General features: G+C 68.4%; 18 protein-coding genes and 1 tRNA gene. 7 read left to right on the plus strand and 12 right to left on the minus strand.

Annotated features, from left to right (window positions below; all coding sequences use genetic code 11):
- Positions 1–42: 42 nt before the first annotated feature.
- Positions 43–1,422, plus strand: a complete 1,380-nt coding sequence (locus tag FK219_RS02745; RefSeq protein WP_152582172.1) for an MFS transporter — start codon at positions 43–45, stop codon at positions 1,420–1,422.
- A 43-nt stretch (positions 1,423–1,465) separates the two neighbouring features.
- Complete coding sequence (locus FK219_RS02750; RefSeq protein ID WP_152582173.1) at positions 1,466–2,680, plus strand: NADH:flavin oxidoreductase/NADH oxidase; 1,215 nt, start codon at positions 1,466–1,468, stop codon at positions 2,678–2,680.
- Here FK219_RS02750 and FK219_RS02755 read toward each other — a convergent pair.
- From FK219_RS02755 to FK219_RS02785, 7 genes are all read right to left on the minus strand, one after another.
- Entirely contained in the window at positions 2,633–3,097 is a 465-nt protein-coding gene (locus FK219_RS02755) for a nuclear transport factor 2 family protein (RefSeq protein ID WP_152582174.1), read from the minus strand. The genes FK219_RS02750 and FK219_RS02755 overlap by 48 nt on opposite strands.
- Complete coding sequence (locus FK219_RS02760) at positions 3,094–3,849, minus strand: hypothetical protein (protein WP_152582175.1); 756 nt, start codon at positions 3,847–3,849, stop codon at positions 3,094–3,096. Before FK219_RS02760 ends, FK219_RS02755 begins: the two co-directional genes overlap by 4 nt.
- A gap of 46 nt (positions 3,850–3,895) precedes the next feature.
- Positions 3,896–4,774, minus strand: a complete 879-nt coding sequence (locus FK219_RS02765; RefSeq protein ID WP_328821580.1) for a cytochrome b/b6 domain-containing protein — start codon at positions 4,772–4,774, stop codon at positions 3,896–3,898.
- 533 nt (positions 4,775–5,307) lie between these two features.
- Positions 5,308–6,267: an electron transfer flavoprotein subunit alpha/FixB family protein gene (locus FK219_RS02770; protein ID WP_152582177.1), complete on the minus strand. Its 960-nt coding sequence runs from the start codon at positions 6,265–6,267 to the stop codon at positions 5,308–5,310.
- Between the two features lie 10 nt (positions 6,268–6,277).
- Positions 6,278–7,054: an electron transfer flavoprotein subunit beta/FixA family protein gene (locus FK219_RS02775; protein WP_152582178.1), complete on the minus strand. Its 777-nt coding sequence runs from the start codon at positions 7,052–7,054 to the stop codon at positions 6,278–6,280.
- A gap of 87 nt (positions 7,055–7,141) precedes the next feature.
- On the minus strand, positions 7,142–7,906 hold the full coding sequence (locus FK219_RS02780) for an enoyl-CoA hydratase/isomerase family protein (RefSeq protein WP_152582179.1): 765 nt from the start codon (positions 7,904–7,906) through the stop codon (positions 7,142–7,144).
- Positions 7,907–8,288: 382 nt separating this feature from the next.
- Positions 8,289–8,360, minus strand: a tRNA-Gln gene (locus FK219_RS02785).
- Positions 8,361–8,496: 136 nt separating this feature from the next.
- Between FK219_RS02785 and FK219_RS02790 the strand changes: the two genes are divergently transcribed.
- Positions 8,497–9,000 (plus strand): MarR family winged helix-turn-helix transcriptional regulator, encoded by a 504-nt coding sequence (locus FK219_RS02790; protein WP_152582180.1) that lies wholly within the window; start codon positions 8,497–8,499, stop codon positions 8,998–9,000.
- Between the two features lie 98 nt (positions 9,001–9,098).
- On the opposite strand, the gene FK219_RS02795 is transcribed toward FK219_RS02790, so the two are convergent.
- Both FK219_RS02795 and FK219_RS13570 read right to left on the minus strand, forming a co-directional pair.
- Positions 9,099–9,506 carry a hypothetical protein gene (locus tag FK219_RS02795; RefSeq protein ID WP_152582181.1) on the minus strand — a complete coding sequence of 136 codons (408 nt, stop codon included), beginning with the start codon at positions 9,504–9,506 and terminating at the stop codon, positions 9,099–9,101.
- 25 nt (positions 9,507–9,531) lie between these two features.
- Positions 9,532–9,939: an arsenate reductase ArsC gene (locus FK219_RS13570; protein ID WP_152582182.1), complete on the minus strand. Its 408-nt coding sequence runs from the start codon at positions 9,937–9,939 to the stop codon at positions 9,532–9,534.
- Positions 9,940–10,090: 151 nt separating this feature from the next.
- Between FK219_RS13570 and FK219_RS02805 the strand changes: the two genes are divergently transcribed.
- Genes FK219_RS02805 through FK219_RS02815 form a run of 3 tightly spaced genes read left to right on the plus strand, consistent with a single transcriptional unit; the run spans position 10,091 to position 11,668 of the window.
- Complete coding sequence (locus tag FK219_RS02805; RefSeq protein WP_152582183.1) at positions 10,091–10,441, plus strand: ArsR/SmtB family transcription factor; 351 nt, start codon at positions 10,091–10,093, stop codon at positions 10,439–10,441.
- Between the two features lie 18 nt (positions 10,442–10,459).
- Positions 10,460–11,227 carry an MIP/aquaporin family protein gene (locus FK219_RS02810; protein ID WP_152582184.1) on the plus strand — a complete coding sequence of 256 codons (768 nt, stop codon included), beginning with the start codon at positions 10,460–10,462 and terminating at the stop codon, positions 11,225–11,227.
- A 9-nt stretch (positions 11,228–11,236) separates the two neighbouring features.
- The gene (locus FK219_RS02815) at positions 11,237–11,668 is read left to right on the plus strand and encodes a hypothetical protein (RefSeq protein WP_152582185.1); all 432 of its coding nucleotides are present in this window, start codon (positions 11,237–11,239) and stop codon (positions 11,666–11,668) included.
- 91 nt (positions 11,669–11,759) lie between these two features.
- Here the strand turns inward: FK219_RS02815 and FK219_RS02820 are convergent, their stop codons facing one another.
- From FK219_RS02820 to FK219_RS02830, 3 genes are all read right to left on the minus strand, one after another.
- Positions 11,760–13,328 (minus strand): SulP family inorganic anion transporter, encoded by a 1,569-nt coding sequence (locus FK219_RS02820; protein WP_152582186.1) that lies wholly within the window; start codon positions 13,326–13,328, stop codon positions 11,760–11,762.
- Positions 13,329–13,481: 153 nt separating this feature from the next.
- A complete protein-coding gene (locus FK219_RS02825; RefSeq protein ID WP_152582187.1) occupies positions 13,482–15,305 on the minus strand; it encodes an ABC-F family ATP-binding cassette domain-containing protein in 1,824 nt (607 codons plus the stop codon).
- A 10-nt stretch (positions 15,306–15,315) separates the two neighbouring features.
- Positions 15,316–16,098, minus strand: a complete 783-nt coding sequence (locus FK219_RS02830) for an IclR family transcriptional regulator (protein ID WP_152582188.1) — start codon at positions 16,096–16,098, stop codon at positions 15,316–15,318.
- A 129-nt stretch (positions 16,099–16,227) separates the two neighbouring features.
- On the opposite strand from FK219_RS02830, the gene FK219_RS02835 reads away from it, so the two are divergent.
- The gene (locus tag FK219_RS02835; protein ID WP_152582189.1) at positions 16,228–16,959 is read left to right on the plus strand and encodes a CoA transferase subunit A; all 732 of its coding nucleotides are present in this window, start codon (positions 16,228–16,230) and stop codon (positions 16,957–16,959) included.
- Position 16,960: the final 1 nt, after the last annotated feature.

Here is a 16,960-nt window from a genome sequence, read left to right on the forward strand (position 1 = left end):
CAAGGAAACGCTTGTTTGCTAGGCTTCGAGAAGGAGGCGGGTATGCGACGGTGGCGCACGGAACGAGCTCTCGTTCCGGTACTCGCTCTCGCCGGCATGCTGTCGTCTCTGCAGTTCACGCTGATTCTGCCGACCTTGCCCGAGATTCCCGGCGTTCTCGGAATCTCGGCGAACGACGCCACCTGGATCGTGACGATCACGCTCCTGACCTCGACGGTCGGTAGCCCCATCATCGGCAGGCTCGCCGATCTCTTCGGGCGTCGGCGTCTCCTTATCGCCGCCCTCGCCTCCCTGGTACTGGGCTCGCTGATCGCGGCTCTCGGCATGACCTTTCTCACGGTGCTCATCGGCCGTGCGCTGCAAGGACTGGCGGCAACGATCATTCCGGTCGGCATCAGCCTGCTCCGAGAGGTCGTCGGCCGCGAACGATCCAACTCCGGAATCGGGTTCATCAGCGCCACCCTCGGCATCGGCTCAGCGCTCGGCCTTCCCCTCTCCGGCGTCCTCTCTAGCCTGGGCGGGCTCGCGGCCCTCTTCTGGTTCTCGGCTGCGACCGGAGCCGTGTTCCTCGTGCTCGTGATCCTGGTGCTGCCCGAGCCAGCGGGCCGCGCGACCGGCGGCTTCGACATCGCCGGCGCAGTCTTGCTCTCGATCACTCTGACCGCCGCCCTCATCGCCATCTCGAAGGTGCTGGTGTGGGGCCCGCTGAGCGCCGAGCTGCTCGCCGCTGTCGTCATCTGCCTCACCGCGCTCGTGGCGTGGATTGTGCGCTCGCTGCGCATCGCCAGCCCGATCATCGACCTCCGCCTCTCGTTCGGCATGCCGGTGGTGATCATCAACATCGCCTCCTTCTTGATCACGTTCGGCATGTTCGCGAACCATTTCCTGACGATCCACGAGGCGCGGGCACCCCTCGACACCGACATGGGCTTGGGCATTCCCGCCATCAGCGCAGGGCTCATTCTGATGCCCTCTGCCATCGCCATGTTCTCCGTCGCTCCCCTCGCCGGAAAGCTGCTGAACCGAGTGGGTGGCCGCCCGACTCTGGCCCTCGGAAGCGCAATCATCGCCTCGGCCTATGTCTTCCGTCTGCTCGTGCACGGCGACATCGTCGCTGTCGTGGTGGGTGCCCTGCTGGTGGGAATCGGCACCGCATTCGCCTTCGCCGCCATGCCCTCGCTCATCAACGATGCGGTGCCGCTGCATTCCTTGGCCTCAGCAAACTCGGTCAACGCCGTGGTGCGTTCGCTGTCGGGCGCAACGGCGAGCGCAACGCTGGCCTTTCTCATCGTGGCCGTGCCGAGTGCGGCCGATCCCGACTTTCTCGCCGAGTCTGGGCTGGTCATCGCCTTCGCCGTGACCGCGACCTTCGCCGCTGCGGCTGCCCTCCTGGCCTTCACCCTCCCCCGCCGAGCGCGCTGACCTTCTGGACCCCTACCAAGCACGCGCTTGGTAGTCTGGTGTGATGGATGCTGTACCCCCGGTCTCGGACCCCGCCCTCTTTCGACCCCTGACGCTTCGGGGCGTCACGATCCCGAACCGCGTCGGGGTCTCCCCGATGTGCATGTATTCCTCCACTGACGGGGCCGTCACTGACTTCCACCTGGTTCATCTGGGACGCTTCGCCCTCGGCGGCGCAGGTCTCGTCGTGATGGAGGCCACCGCGGTGACCCCCGCCGGCCGCATCTCGCCTCGCGACGCGGGCTTGTGGAGCGACGACCACCTTCCGGGGCTCCGCCGCATCGCTGGCGTCCTCACCGAGCAGGGCTCGGTTCCCGGAATCCAGCTTGGCCACGCAGGACGGCGAGCTGCCGTGACTGAACCGTGGCATGGCGGGCAGCCCCTGGTGTGGTCCGAGACAGAGCCCGGTCGCGAACCCTGGGCCCTGCAGGCACCCTCCGCCGCCCCGGCGGGCCCCGAGTGGCCCACACCTCGCGCGCTCTCCGAGTCTGAGCTCACGGCGAGCCTCGACCTGTGGGCGGCTGCGGCGCGCCGCGCATCCGAAGCCGGCTTTCGTTTCCTCGAACTGCATGGCGCTCACGGCTACCTGCTGCACTCCTTCCTCTCGCCGTTGTCGAACCATCGCAGCGACGCGTATGGGGGCACGCCCGAGGCCCGCATGCGGTACCCGCTCGAGGTCGTCCGCGCCGTGCGCGCGAGCCTGCCCGCCGAGACGGCCCTGTCGTATCGCGTGTCGACCGTTGATGGCATTGACGGAGGCCTCACTCTCGACGACACGGTCGTCTTTGCCGAACGGCTGGCCGAGGCAGGAGTCGACATCATCGACACCTCGTCGGGCGGCATCACGACCGACCGCAGCGTCGACACCCGCGTGCGACGCGGCTTCGCCTTCCACGCCGATTTCTCCCGCGCCGTGCGCGAGCGCGTCGGCATCCCGACCGCGACGGTGGGCTTAATCGTCGACCCCCAGCAGGCTGATGCGCTGATCGATCACGGGGATGCTGACCTCGTGCTGCTCGGACGAACCGCGCTCGATGACCCCAACTGGCCGAACCGAGCACGCCATGTGCTCGGCGCCGTCGACCCGACTGCAGACCCGCGCTTCGAGAGCTACCTCACGCCGTGGCGCGCCGGAATCGAGCGTCTGTTGGCACGCGGCGAGTCGCCCCTGTCACGGTTCGAGATCGATGCCCCGGAGGAGGTCACGGGCCTCCCCTGATCCGTTCAGCAACCGAGCGGTGCGGTGTCGCACCTTCCACGACCCCGCCACCCTCTCCAGCTCCCACCGATTGGCGCTCACCCGCACCGCAGCCCACTCGTTGCCGTCGTGTCGCAGCACGATGGAGTGATTGACCGCGTGCGCCCGGTCGCCCTGCAGGGTGACGCGCGGCGTGGAGAGCACGTGTGCGCAGCCCGCCGCGAGATAGTCGCGATGAGCATCCCACTCAACGAGCGCTGGCACCTCATCACCGACCATCGTCACGGCATCCACGGTGTAGCTACCCTCCGGATGCCAGAGCTCCGCAATCGCCTCAGAGTCGGCAGCGTCTGCTGCTGGCCCGTATGCGGCGAGCAGGTTCATGATCGCGAGATGGTCTTCGACCGCCTGCAGGCGCTCTTCGAGCGACGAACTCACCAGTCTTGCCAGGGAATGATCGTGGTCACCGCGCTCGAGAGCAGCTCGCGCTCGACGGGGCTCTCGCCCATCTCACGTTGGAGGCGCTCGATCTCGGCAGCAACCGCCACGGGCTCGTCGTCGAGATAGGCCAGGCGGATGCGAATACTGCCCGGCCGATACGCGTCGTCTCCGTTCAGCGGGAGGGAAGAGTGTCGCTGGGAGTGACTGAATGAGAATGTCCAGGCACCGGCAACACCATCGAGCTCGAGCATGTCGGGAATCAGCTCGCGGTCTTCACGCTGGAAGACATCGTGTGCGTCGAGACTGTGCGGCTCGTCAAAGTGCGTCACTCGCACATGCAGACCCTTGTTGGGACGATAGGGAAGCACATCGCTCGAGACCAGAGCTCGAGGCGCTGCGTATCCCTTGACCGGTCGGAAGAAGGCGAGCATGGCCCGCTCCACCCCCGGAATCAGCGGACCGCGACCCCACTGAAACGATGCTTCACCGAGGGCATCCCAGGCCGCGACAGCGTCGCTGACGGGCGGTCGAAACCAGTACATGGCCATGTAGTCGACATCGACAAGCGGACCCTGCGCGCGGGAGTTCTCGGCGCAGTCGCCGCGTCGAGCCCACCGGTCGCCCCACGCGACACCCGGCAACGCCAGGTTCTCAGGCCGATGGTCCAGCTGGTGCCACTCGTTGTAGGCCCGATGCTGCGTCGGATCGGTGAGGCGAACGAACGAGAAGAAGGCAAGCTCGGAGAACATGCCCCTAGTCAAGCGCTTGCTTGGTTATCGCGCAAGGCCCGAGTCGTCAGCGCGATGACACCGAACCGAACAGTCGCGCGATCGGGGCCAGCACGATCGGCCGCGCCGCGACCCAGGCCGCCACGAACACCGCCAGCGACAGCAGGAACATCCAGAAGCCGGTCCAGTTGTCGGCGAAGGCGTCAGGGTCAACCGAGCCCTGCGCGGCATACATGTGGTTCAAGTTGCGCAGGGCGCCGGTCGACAGCACCAGCGCAACGTGCACCACGATGAACACCACGAAGTACAGCATCACCGGGAAGTGCACGGCGCGGGCCCACTCGATGGGGTACGCCCGCGTGAGCTTCTCTGCCCGAGCGGGCCAGAGCGTGCTCATCCTGAAGCCGGTGATCGCGGCCAGGGGGGCTGCAATGAAGATGGTCGTGAAGTACGCCAGCTGCTGCAGCGAGTTGTAGTTCACCCAGCCGTTCTCCGTCGGCCAATCCAAGGACATGTACTGCAGCAGGGCCGACAGTGCGTTCGGGAAGACCTCGAGAGAGGTCGGCACCACCCGCATCCAGTGGCCCGTCGCCAGCAGCAGCACGATGAACAGTGCGCCATTGACCAGCCAGAGGAGATCGAGGCCCTGGTGGAACCACACCGTAAGGCTGACCTTCGTCTCAGGGCGGTTGCGCGGAGTCCAGTAGGCGGGCGGCTTCTTCTGCGTACGCACCCCCCAACCGCTGCGAATGATCAGCAGCATGAAGAACGCGTTGAAGAAGTGCTGCCAGGCCAACCACGCGGGAATACCCACGGGTGCCGCCTCGGGCAGGTGGTACTCGCCCGGGAAGGTCTGCACGAAGTCAGCCACTGGCTCGAGGGTCAGGGCCCAGCGGGCAGTCAGAACGGCAACCGTGGCCAGCACGCCGAGCACGATCGCGAGCACGGCGCTGACCCCGACCCACTGCTGCAGGGTGTAGCGGCCGTAGCGCTTCTGCTCTCGAGGGGCACCATCTGCCGGCACCGAGCGCGGAGCCCGTGCGGCGGGCTGCTCGGCGGGTGGTTCAGGGCTCGACGGCGCCGGAGCGGGCGCAGCGGTCTCGTGCGCTGGCGCGGTGGCCTCTCGCTCGGGGTAGAACGCAGGAGCCGCCACCTCACCCGGCCAGGGAGCAGCACCAGCGACGCGGGGGAGACCACGGCGGAGCATCCCGGCCGTGGCGACCGCGCCGCCCGTCTCGGCGACGGCAGCATTCTGTACGGGGGTTGCCGTGACCGGCTCGGCCAGCGCTGCCTCGGCGGCCGCCGGGGATGCGACAACAGAAGCAACGGGTGCAGCAAACACCTCGTCGACGACTGTCGAGGCGGCAGGCGTGTGGTCACCAGGCGCTGAGGCGGCGCCGCTCAGTGGGGGCCATGGCTCGCCCCCCGGCACTCGGGGCAATCCGCGACGAAGAGTCCTGCTCTCGGCATCCACGCTGTCTACCCCTTCTTCGCGTCGAGCGCTTCCAGCAACTGGGGCAGCACGGTGAACAGATCGCCCACGATGCCGAAGTCAGCAACATCGAAGATGGGGGCGTCAGCGTCTTTGTTGATGGCCACGATGGTCTTGGCCGTCTGCATGCCCGCACGGTGCTGAATGGCACCCGAGATACCCACAGCGATGTACAGCTGGGGCGACACCGAGACGCCGGTCTGGCCGACCTGCAGGGCATGCGGCACATAGCCGGCATCCACCGCTGCGCGCGACGCGCCGACCGCCGCCCCGAGGGCATCGGCCAGTGACTCCACCAGCGCGAAGCTCTCGGCAGACCCCAGACCACGACCACCGGAGACCACACGAGCGGCACTGCGCAGCTCTGGCCGCGTCGACGACACCACGACCGGCTCAACCGAGTCAATGGATGCGGCGGGAGCCTGAGTGGCAGCAACGTCGAGAGGAATGAGCTGCGCCTCTGCCGCAGTTGCCCGCGTCTCGACGGCGCCCTGACGCAGGGTAGCCAGCAAGGGCCCGAAGGTGGTGGCCGACTGGACGTTGTACGCCCCGCCATACACCGAGTGGTGCGCGACAACGCCCTGGTCGTCTCGGCTGATGTCCACAGCATCCACCGCCACGGAAAGACCGAGGCGTGCTGCCAGTCGACCCGCAACATCGCGACCGTCGATTGAGTTGGAGATCAAGATGGCCTCCGGCTGCACGAGCTCGACCGCGGCCGCGACCGCGTCGACCATCGGCACGGTGAGCCCATCACCGGCGGCAGCGTGCAGAACCTGCGCGGCCCCGAGCGCTCCGGCCCCGTCAGCCCCCTCACCCACGACGAGAGCAACGGGGGTACCAACCTGACTGGCAGCGCCCACGAGGGCCGCAGAACTCGCGGCCAGCTGACCGTCGGGCGTGGTGTCGAGAAGCACCAGAATGGAGTCGTTCGCAAATGTGGTCATGGGGTACTCCTCAGGCGAGTCGGTTCTCACGGAGGAAGTCAGCGAGCTTCTGACCAGCATCCCCCTCATCAACGATCTTCACGCCAGCCTGACGCGGCGGACGCTCGGCGATCGCCGTCATGATCGAGCGCGGTACATCCACCCGCTCCCCATCGATCTCCAGATCGGCGAGCGACCACGTCTCGTAGGGCTTCTTCTTGGCCGCCATGATGCCCTTGAAGTTCGGGAAGCGGGCGTCGGGAAGCGCCTCAGTGATCGAGACCAATGCGGGCAACGGCGCACTCACCTGCATCGTCGCGACATCGGTGACGCGTCGACCCGACACGCGCTCCGCCTCGATCGTCACCTCGGTGAGGGCGGTCAGCTGCGGAATGCCCAAGCGTTCGGCGATCATCGCCGGAAGCACTCCGGCAACACCGTCGGTTGACTGGTTGCCGGTGATGACCAGATCAAAGCCAGCCTTCCGCAACGCGGCAGCCAACACTTCGGAGGTCAAGGAGAGGTCAGCGCCGTGGAGTGCCTCGTCCACAATGTGCACTGCCGACGCCGCGCCCATCGCCAATCCCTTGCGAATCGTGGCCGCGGCCGACTCAGGAGCCATGCTCAACAGCACCACCTCGGCGTCGTCGTGCTCGTCGGCGTAACTCAGCGCCACCTCGATCGCGCGTTCACCGATCTCATCGAGAACCGCCTCCGAGGCGGCACGGTCAGCAAGGCCGGTCTCGAGGTTGAGCACACGATCACCCCAGGTGTCGGGCACTTCCTTCACCAAGACAACGATCTTCACCTAGGCCTCCTCGCGTTTGTGGCATCGTATCCTGGCCCGCTGAGAACAAACAATTGCTTGCTTGTCCACTTAGAGACAGACGACTCTTTATCTCGAGCGCCGACTCTTCAGGAATGCATCGATCAGCTGCATAGCTTCGGTCGTGCTCGCGGCGGCAGCTATGGTCTGCGCCTCGTCAGTGAGTTGCTCTGACAGAGTTCGGCCTGGCGCCGACCGAAGGAGACGCTTGGCCTCTCCGAAGGCCGATGGCGCCCGATCCACCCACAGTCGCGCGATGCGCCGAGAACGCTCCATCACTTCCTGCGGCTCAACGACCTGGGCGACAAGACCCCATTCTCGCGCTTCCGTAGCGGAGAGCATCCGGTCACTCAGCAGCAACTCCAGTGCACGACGCTCGCCGACAGCCCTGCCGAGTAAAGCTGACACCGACAGATCCGGAGTCATGCCGATGCCCGCATACAAGGCCCCCATACGAGCATCACTCGACGCTACGGCGTAGTCAGAGCTGAGCAGAAGCCCTAGCCCTCCGCCGGCAACGACTCCGGTCACGGCAGCGACGACGGGGATTCGAGACGACACGATCGACGCGATACCGTCTGCCATGACCGTTGCGAGCTCATGCACATAGTCAGAGCCGCTTCGGCTGATGGCCTCGACGTCGCCTCCTGCACAGAAGGCTTTGCCGCTACCGGCCAAGAGAATCGCAGACACCTGGTCTGCGTCGAGGGCGTCGCGGACAGACGATGACCAGAGCCGAGCAGTGTCAAGGTCGAGTGCGTTGAGCACCCCTGGCCTGTTGATCACAATCTCGGCCACACCATCTGAGACGGTCAGCGTTACGGTGGGCTCCATTGCGACTCCTTCGTTTGCCAGGCAAATAGACGGGCGACATGCTACCGATCCCCGAAGTGGGCTGAAGCGGTTGGCGAGTCGGGCAGAGGCGAAATGCTTCCTGACCCGCAAGTGCGCGATCTTCCGCGGCCGTGCGTCGCGACGCGTGCGCGCCGGCGCGGGCGGTTGCTCGCGAAAGTGACCGTTTGTGGCGAAAGTGCCTGAACATTGCACGCCTCCCGCTACATAAGGGCGCTCTCGCGGGGCAGTCGTTCGGCGGCGAAGTCTCGGCGCCCAGCTCGCGCTCGACCCGAGCTACTGTCACGCCGGAGCGGCGAGGAGTCGGCGGCGAGTCTTGACTTATGGCGAGCAACTGCCACGCCGGAGCGGCGCTGTGGCGCCGCTCCGCCCCCAGGATTCGAACCTGGACCTAACAGCTCCAAAGGCTGTCGTGCTGCCGTTACACCAAGGCGGATCACGCGAAACGCGCGCGTCTAGTCTGCCAGAGCGCGGGCAGCGCCAGACCAGCGCCGGGGCGGGATGCTCGCCGCGAGCTCGAGCGCAGCATCCACTCGTCCGACTGCGAGCGCCGCGCCCGCGATAATGAACAGATGACCGCCCGCGACGAAGTCGACCGCATCGTCGAGGCGTGGCGGCGCGAACGCCCCGACCTCGACGTCGAGCCGCTGCAGGTGCTCTCGCGCGTGAGCCGCCTCGCGCGCCACCTCGACCGCGCGCGCAAGGCGGCCTTCGCGGCCTCCGAGCTCGAGTCCTGGGAGTTCGACGTGCTCTCAGCCCTGCGCCGCGCCGGCGAGCCCTATGAGCTGAGCCCCAAGGCCCTGCTGCAGCAGACGCTCGTGTCGAGCGGCACGATGACGAACCGCGTCGACCGGCTCACCGTGCGCGGGCTCGTCGAGCGTCGCACCGACCCGAACGATGGGCGGAGCATCCGGGTCAGGATGTCGGCGGAGGGGCGCAGCCGCGTGGATCGCGCGATCGGCGAGCTGCTGCAGAGCGAGGCCGAGCTGCTCGAGCGGCTGCCCCGCACCGATCAGGCGCGGCTCGCCGACCTGCTGCGCACACTCGGCGCCGGCTTCGACGAGCTGCCGACCTAAACCAGCTCTTGCGCGCCGCCGTGTGTGGCACGCGCCGCAGAACGTTTCGCGTCGTGTGCCACAAACGGCGGTGTTCGGCGGCGCGGGCCGGCGAACGTTCAGCCGCTCGCGATGAGCGGCAGCACGAACGCGACGATGGTCGCGATCGCGCCGACCGTCGTGAGGATGCCGCCGAGAGTCAGCAGCACGCGCCCGTCGTGCGCGGGGTCGTCGAGGCGCGGAGTGTCGGGGCGCGACGGGTGCACCCAGACGGTGCGGGCATCCCCGACAGCCGGGATCTGGCCCGTGAGCGGCGACGTGCTCTCGCGCACCTCGCCCTCCTCGCCGAACCAGCGGATCTTCGCATCGCGCTCGCGCACCGTCGCGACGACCGCCTTCGCGGTCGTGTAGCGGCTCGACCAGGACCTGCGGCCGATGCCGATCACGAGTAGCACGATGCCGACGGGGAGCGCGAGCCACGCGAAGACCTCCGCGGCGATGGCAATGGCGTCGAGAGGCTCGGTCACCCTCACATCGTAGGGCCAGAACAGCTCAGGCGGCGGGGACGAGCTCCGCGACGAGAGCCTGGATGCGCGCCTTGATGTCATCGCGGATCACGCGCACCGACTCGATGCCCTGCCCGGCCGGGTCGTCGAGCTCCCAGTCCTCGTAGCGCTTGCCGGGGAAGATCGGGCAGGCGTCGCCGCAGCCCATCGTGATCACGACGTCCGAGGCGCGCACGGCGTCGGTCGTGAGCACTTTCGGCGTGTTGCTCGCGATGTCGATGCCCTCCTCTGCCATCGCCTCGACGGCGGTCGGGTTGATCTGATCCTTCGGCTCGGAGCCGGCCGAGAGCACCTCGACGCGGTCTCCGGCGAAGTGGCGCAAGTAGCCCGCGGCCATCTGCGAGCGGCCCGCATTGTGCACGCAGACGAATAGGACGGTGGGGGTGTCAGACACGGGCGCTCCCTCAGGGTGGGCGGGCCGACCCCGCGCGGGGATCGCACCTGGTGTATTGATGGACGTCGATGGCCAGGATACGCTGGTGACATCGACCACTGTCAATGCAACATCACGCGATTGAACGCGCGGTGAACGAGGGGAAGCTCGCATGACCACCCGAGAACTGCTGCCCGTCATCGACGTCACGGCCTGTTGCTCGCCCCTCACGCGCGACACGATCAGCGCCGACCACGCCGACGACCTCGCCCGCTCCCTCAAGGCCCTCGCCGACCCCGCGCGCCTGCGGCTCATCTCCATCGTCGCCGCGAGCGACGGCGCCGAGGCATGCGTGTGCGACCTCACCGAGCCGCTCGGCCTCAGCCAGCCGACCGTCTCGCACCACCTCAAGGTGCTCGTCGACTCCGGATACCTCGAGCGCGAGAAGCGCGGCACGTGGGCGTACTTCCGGCTCGTGCCCGGCTCACTCGACTCCGTCGCCCACCTGCTCGTGACCGTCTGAGCGGAAGGACCGCACCCCATGACCCCTCCCCCGCTCCCCCGCCGCCTGCTCGCCGAATACCTCGGCAGCGCTCTGCTCGCCGCGATCGTCATCGGCTCCGGCATCATGGCGACGACCCTCACGCCCGACGTCGGCGTGCAGCTGCTCATCAATGCACTCGCGACAGCGATGGGCCTCACGGTGCTCATCCTCGTCTTCGGCCCCGTCGGCGGGGCGCACTTCAACCCCGCCGTGACCCTCGCCATCGCGACCCTGGGCGGCATGCGGTGGCGGGATGCCCCCGCGTACGTCGTCGCGCAGATCGCAGGGTGCGCATCCGGCGCGATTCTCGGCAACGCCATGTTCGCCCTGCCCGCGGTGACGATCAGCACGACCGCGCGCGCGACGGGAGCGAATCTTCTCGCGGAGGTCGTCGCCGCGGCGGGACTCGTGCTCGTGATCCTCGCCCTCGTGCGCTCGAACCGTCTCGACTGGGTGGCGCCCGCGGTCGGCGCCTACATCGGCTCGGCGTACTTCTTCACGGCATCCACGAGCTTCGCGAACCCCGCCATCACGATCGGGCGGATCCTGTCAGACACCTTCGCAGGGATCGCCCCGGCGAGCGCCCCGCCCTTCATCGCCGCGCAACTGCTCGGCGCAGCCATCGCCGTCGGGCTCGCCGTGCTGCTCTACCCGCGCACCGTCATCGTCGTCGCCGAGACGCCGGGCGACCCCGGCGAGCCCGGCACGCTCACGGACGCCGCCGCGCACGTCGAGCCCGAGACGCAGCGCAGCGGCGCCCACTAGCATCGGCGCATGCCCTTCTGGCGACGCACCTCCAGCGCCGACGCGCACCTGCCCAAGAGCGACCGCGGCAGCGGCTCGCTCGACGACTACGACTACGACCTCGTGCCGAACAAGAAGTCGACGACGATGCGGCTCGCCGGTAGCGACGCCCACCAGGACGAGCTCGCCGCCCTCAGCGGCGAAGACCCTGAGACGCTCACCACCGCGACACCGGCCCGCTCGCTGGAGCAGGATAAGGTGGATGCTCCGCTCGAGATCCGCGTCTTCGCCGGGCGCCGCGTGAGCGGCGTCGTCGGCACGGTGCCGCGCGGGCTCGAGGGTGTGGTCGACGAGGCGATCCGCCGGTTGGAGGGTCGCGGCGACAAGCCGCGCATCCCGATCATGATCGCCGCCACGAAGCACGGCTACCGCGTCGACCTGCAGATGGGCCTCACCCGCTGATCAGCCGCGTCGAGTTGTGCGTTTCTGTCGAACAGGAGTGTCGCGAACCGTCAACTCGACAGAAGCACTCGACTCGACACCTCTCGGCGCGCTAGTGCCCGGCGCCGAGGTGGCCGGCGAGGCGCCCGTGCAGCGCTGACGACTCGTCATTCATGTCGATGATCTCGACGCTCTTGCCGTAGCGCTCGTACTTCGTCGTGATGGCGTCGAGCGAGGCGACCGTCGAGGCGTCCCAGATGTGCGAGCGCGAGAGGTCGATGACGACGTACTCGGGGTCGTCGCGGTAGTGGAACTGCGTCGTGAGGTCGTTGCTCGAGGCGAAGAACAGCTCCCCGTCGACCGTGTACAGCGCCGACTGCGTTCCGTCGAGTGCGTCGACGATGCGCCGCTCCACGGTCGCGAAGTGGGCGACCCGGCGGGCGAAGAGCGCCATGGCGACGACCACACCGAGACCGACCCCGATGGCGAGGTTGTGCGTGACGACGACCGCGACGACCGTCGTCACCATGACGGAGGTCTCGCTCTTCGGCATGCGCCGCAGCGTGCCCAGCTGCACGCTGTGCCAGTCGAACGTCGCGAAGGCCACCATGACCATGACGGCGACGAGCGCAGCCATGGGGATCGCCGCGACGACGTCGCCGAGGGCGAGTACCAGGACGAGGAGGAACACGCCGGCGAAGAACGTCGAGAGGCGTGTGCGCGCTCGCGAGACCTTCACGTTGATCATCGTCTGGCCGATCATGGCGCATCCGCCCATGCCGCCGAAGAAGCCGCTGAGCACGTTGGCGATGCCCTGGCCGTACGCCTCACGGGTCTTGCCCGACGGGGTGTCGGTGATGTCGTCGACGAGCTTCGCCGTCAGCAGCGACTCGAGCAGACCCACGACAGCGAGGGCGATCGCGTACGGGCCGATGATGCCGAGCGTCTCGAGGTTCAGCGGCACGTCCGGCCAGAGCAGCTCGGGCAGGCTCTCGGGCAGGTCGCCCTGGTCGCCCACGGTCGGAACCGTGATCGACATCCACGCGACGAGAACCGTCACGACGACGACCGCGACGAGCGGTGCCGGCACGACCGTCGTGAGGCGGGGCATCCCGATCATGATGAGGAGGCCGACCGCGACGAGCGGGTAGACCTGCCACGGCACATCGAACAGGTAGGGCAGCTGCGCGGTGAAGATGAGGATCGCGAGCGCGTTGACGAAGCCGACCATCACCGAGCGCGGAATGAAGCGCATGATCTTGGCGAAGCCGGTCGCCGCCATGACCACCTGGATGAGCCCGCCGAGAATCACCGTGGCGATGAAGTAGTCGGTGCCGTACTCGCGCGCGACCGGCGCGATCACGAGCGCGATCGCTCCCGTCGCGGCGGTGATCATGGCGGGGCGTCCGCCGAGGAAGGCGATCGCGACGGCCATGACGAACGAGGAGAACAGCCCGACGCGCGGGTCGACGCCCGCGATGATCGAGAAGGCGATCGCCTCGGGGATGAGCGCGATCGCGACGACGAGGCCCGCGAGCACCTCGCGCGTGAGGATGCGCGGGCTGCGCAGCGCGCCGAGCGTCTGGGACTGGCGGAACGGAATCTTGGACAGCAGGGACACGGAGGTCACCCTTCGATCGGGCGCGGATCGCGCGCGCAGGACATGACAGGAGCGCGTCATCGCGCGGCAGGCAGTCCTGCGGGTTCAGCGGCGGCCGCGGCGCACAGGCACAAGCGGCGTCCAGATCGAACCGGGGGTGTGGGAAGGTGACGCAGACTGCGGCGTCACTCCGAGACTACACGGGGCGTCGTCGGCCCGGCCGGGGGATGTTCGCTAGGCGAGTAGCTCGCCGAGTTCGAGCCAGCGCGTCTCGACGGTCGCGAGCTGCGATTCGAGCCCGCGCACCTGCTCGTGCAGCGCACCCATGCCGGCGTAATCGGCGGGGTCGTGCTCGGCGAGCTGCACGTGCAGGGCGTCGACCTGGCCCTGCAGCTTCGCGATCTTGCGCTCGGCGGCGGCGAGCTCCTTCTCGGCGTTGCGCTTCTCCGCTCCCGACAGGCGAGAGACGGGGGCCGTGGTCGCGGATGCTCCTCCCGCCTCCGTGACGGAGGCGACGGTCGCGCGCCCCGCATCCTGCGACCCCGTGGGCGCCGCGGCGGACGCCGCGATGCGCAGATACTCGTCGACCCCACCCGGCAGGTGGCGCAGCCGACCGTTCAGGATCGCGTACTGGTTGTCGGTCACGCGCTCGAGCAGGTAGCGGTCGTGGCTCACGACGACGAGGGTGCCCGGCCACGAGTCGAGCAGGTCCTCGATCGCCGCGAGCATGTCGGTGTCCATGTCGTTGGTGGGCTCGTCCATGATGAGCACGTTGGGCTCGTCCAGGAGGATGAGCAGCAACTGGAGACGGCGCTTCTGACCACCGGAGAGGTCTTTCACGGGGGTGGAGAGCTGCGCCGAGGTGAAGCCCATGCGCTCGAGCAGCTGCCCCGGCGTGAGCTCTTTGCCGCCCGTGACGTAGGTCGTGCGCTTCTCGGCGATGACGGCGCTCACGCGCTGGTGGGCGACGGCGCTCAGGTCGCCGAGCTGCTGGTCGAGGGTCGCCACGACGACCGTCTTGCCGCGCTTGACGCGGCCCGTGGTGGGCTTGAGCGAGCCGTCGATGAGCTTGAGGAGCGTCGACTTGCCGGCTCCGTTGATGCCGAGGATGCCCGTGCGCTCGCCGGGCGCGATGCGCCACTCGACGTCGCGCAGGATCTCGGTGTCGCCGTAGCTCACACCGACGTCGAGCAGGTCGATGACGTCCTTGCCGAGGCGCGACGTGGCCATCTGCGCGAGCTCGACGGTGTTGCGCAGCGGCGGCACGTCGGCGATGAGCGCGTTCGCGGCCTCGATGCGGAACTTCGGCTTGGCCGTGCGCGCGGGGGCGCCGCGGCGCAGCCACGCGAGCTCCTTCTTCATGAGGTTCTGGCGCTTGGCCTCCATCGTCGAGGCCTGGCGGTCGCGCTCCATGCGCTGCAGCACGTAGGCCGCGTAGCCGCCCTCGAAGGGCTCGACGATCCGGTCGTGCACCTCCCAGGTGTCCTCGCTGATCTCGTCGAGGAACCACCGGTCGTGCGTCACGACGAGCAGGGCGCCCTGACCGCGCGGCCATCGGCGCTTGAGGTGCTCGGCGAGCCACGCGACGCCGCCGATGTCGAGGTGATTGGTGGGCTCGTCGAGCACCACGATGTCCCACTCGTGGCTGAGGAGCGCGGCGAGGGCGACGCGGCGGCGCTGGCCGCCGCTCAGGTCGTCGACGAGGGTGCTGCCGGGGATGTCGGCGATGAGCCCCGCGAGCACGTCGCGCACGTTCGCGTCTCCGGCCCACTCGTGCTCGTCACGATCGCCGACGACGGTGTCGATGACCGTGCGGCCTGTTCCCAGGTCATCGGTCTGGTCGAGCATCCCGAGGGTCACGCCACGGCGGCGCGTGACGCGACCGTCGTCGGGCTCTTGGAGGCCGGCGAGGATGCGCAGCAGGGTCGACTTGCCGTCGCCGTTGCGCCCGACGACGCCGATGCGGTCGCCGTCGCCGATGCCCACCGTGACCCCTTCGAGGACGACGCGGGTGGGGTATTCGACGCGGAGCTGCTCGGCTCCCAGCAGGTGGGCCATTCGGGAAAGCCTACGGGCTCCCCCTGCGCCCCAGCTGCTGCGAGAGCGCGTGCGCGTGCTGCAGGAGCGCGCGACCGAGCTCGCGGCGGCGGTCGTCGCGGAACCGCGACTCGATGCCCGTGAGAGACAGCGCCCACGCGGGGCGCCCTCGCTCGTCGAACACGGCCGCGCCCATGCCCCAGCTGCCCTCGACGAGGAGGCCGGGGTTGACCGAGTACCCGGCCGCACGCGTGCGCTCGAGACGTTCGACGAGCTCGGAGACGGAGTGCGATGCTCCCCACTCGCCGTCGAGGCGCGCGCGCCCGAGGTACTCGTCACGTTCCTCCTGAGGCAGGAAGGCGAGTATCGCGAGGCCCGCCGAGGCGACGCCGAGGGGGAAGCGGATGCCTTCGTGCAGCACGAAGGAGCGGATGGGAAAGCTGCCCTCCTCGCGCAGGAGGCACACGGTCTCGTCGCCCCGGCGCGCGGAGAGGAACGCGCTCTCCCCCGTGAGGCGGGCGAGCTCTCGCACGTGCTCGCGCGCGAGCTCGGCGATGTCGTAGCGCTCGGCCGCGATCGAGCCCATGAGGTAGAGCTCGGGGCCTGTGACCCATCCGGCACCATCGCGATCGAGGAAGCCCTCCGTGGCGAGCGCGCTCAGCAGCCGGTGGGCTGTCGGGCGCGTGAGCCGGGTCGCGGCCGCGACCTCGCTCGTCGAGATCGGCGCGGGGGCGTGGGCGCTCACCGCACGCAGCACCGCGCCGACGCGCGCGACGACCTGGGTTCCGGCGCGCGGCTCGAGCGGAGCATCCATGTCCACATAATGGACCATCCCTGGCCCGCATTCCACATTGAGCACAAACATTGACCGTGCGGCAGGGGCTGGATAGCGTCTGCACTCATCAGAATGTGGTCACCGGCGACCCGCTGAGGAGGAGTCGACATGGGCAGCAGCACGATCAGGAGCTCCGCGGCGGAGGCTCTCGAACCCGTCGTCGCCGACGGGCAGACGATCGCCGTCGGAGGATTCGGGCTCAGCGGCAACCCCACCGATCTTATCGAAGCGCTGCGCGACCTGGGCGTGAAGGACCTCACGATCGTGAGCAACAACATGGGCGTCGACGGCGTCGCGCTCGGCCTGCTCATCGAGAACCGCCAGGTGCGCCGCGTCATCTCCTCCTACGTGGGCGAGAACCGGCTCTTCGCCGAGCAGTACCTCTCGGGAGAGCTCGAGGTGGAGTTCGCGCCGCAAGGGACGCTCGCCGAGCGCATGCGCGCGGGAGGCGCCGGCATCGGCGGCTTCTACACGCGCACGGGGGTCGGCACGCCCGTCGCCGAGGGCAAGCCCACGCGCGAGCTCGACGGCGTCGAGTACGTGCTCGAGCGCGGCATCGTCGCCGACGTGGCCCTCGTGCGCGCGCACCGCGCCGACCGCGAGGGCAACCTCGTGTATCGGAAGACGGCGCGCAACTTCAACCCGCTCGCCGCCATGTGCGGCCGGGTCACCTTCGCCGAGGCGGAGATCATCGAGGAGGACTACCTCGACCCCGACGAGATTCACACCCCGGGTGTCTTCGTGCAGCACGTCGTGCTGGCGAGCGACCGCGAGAAGCCCATCGAGAAGCGCACGACGCGCCCGCGAACCGCGAGCGCCGAGACAGACGGAGGTCGCTGAC

Origin of the sequence: Microcella pacifica, assembly GCF_009371975.2 — a bacterium.
Lineage (GTDB): Bacteria > Actinomycetota > Actinomycetes > Actinomycetales > Microbacteriaceae > Microcella > Microcella pacifica.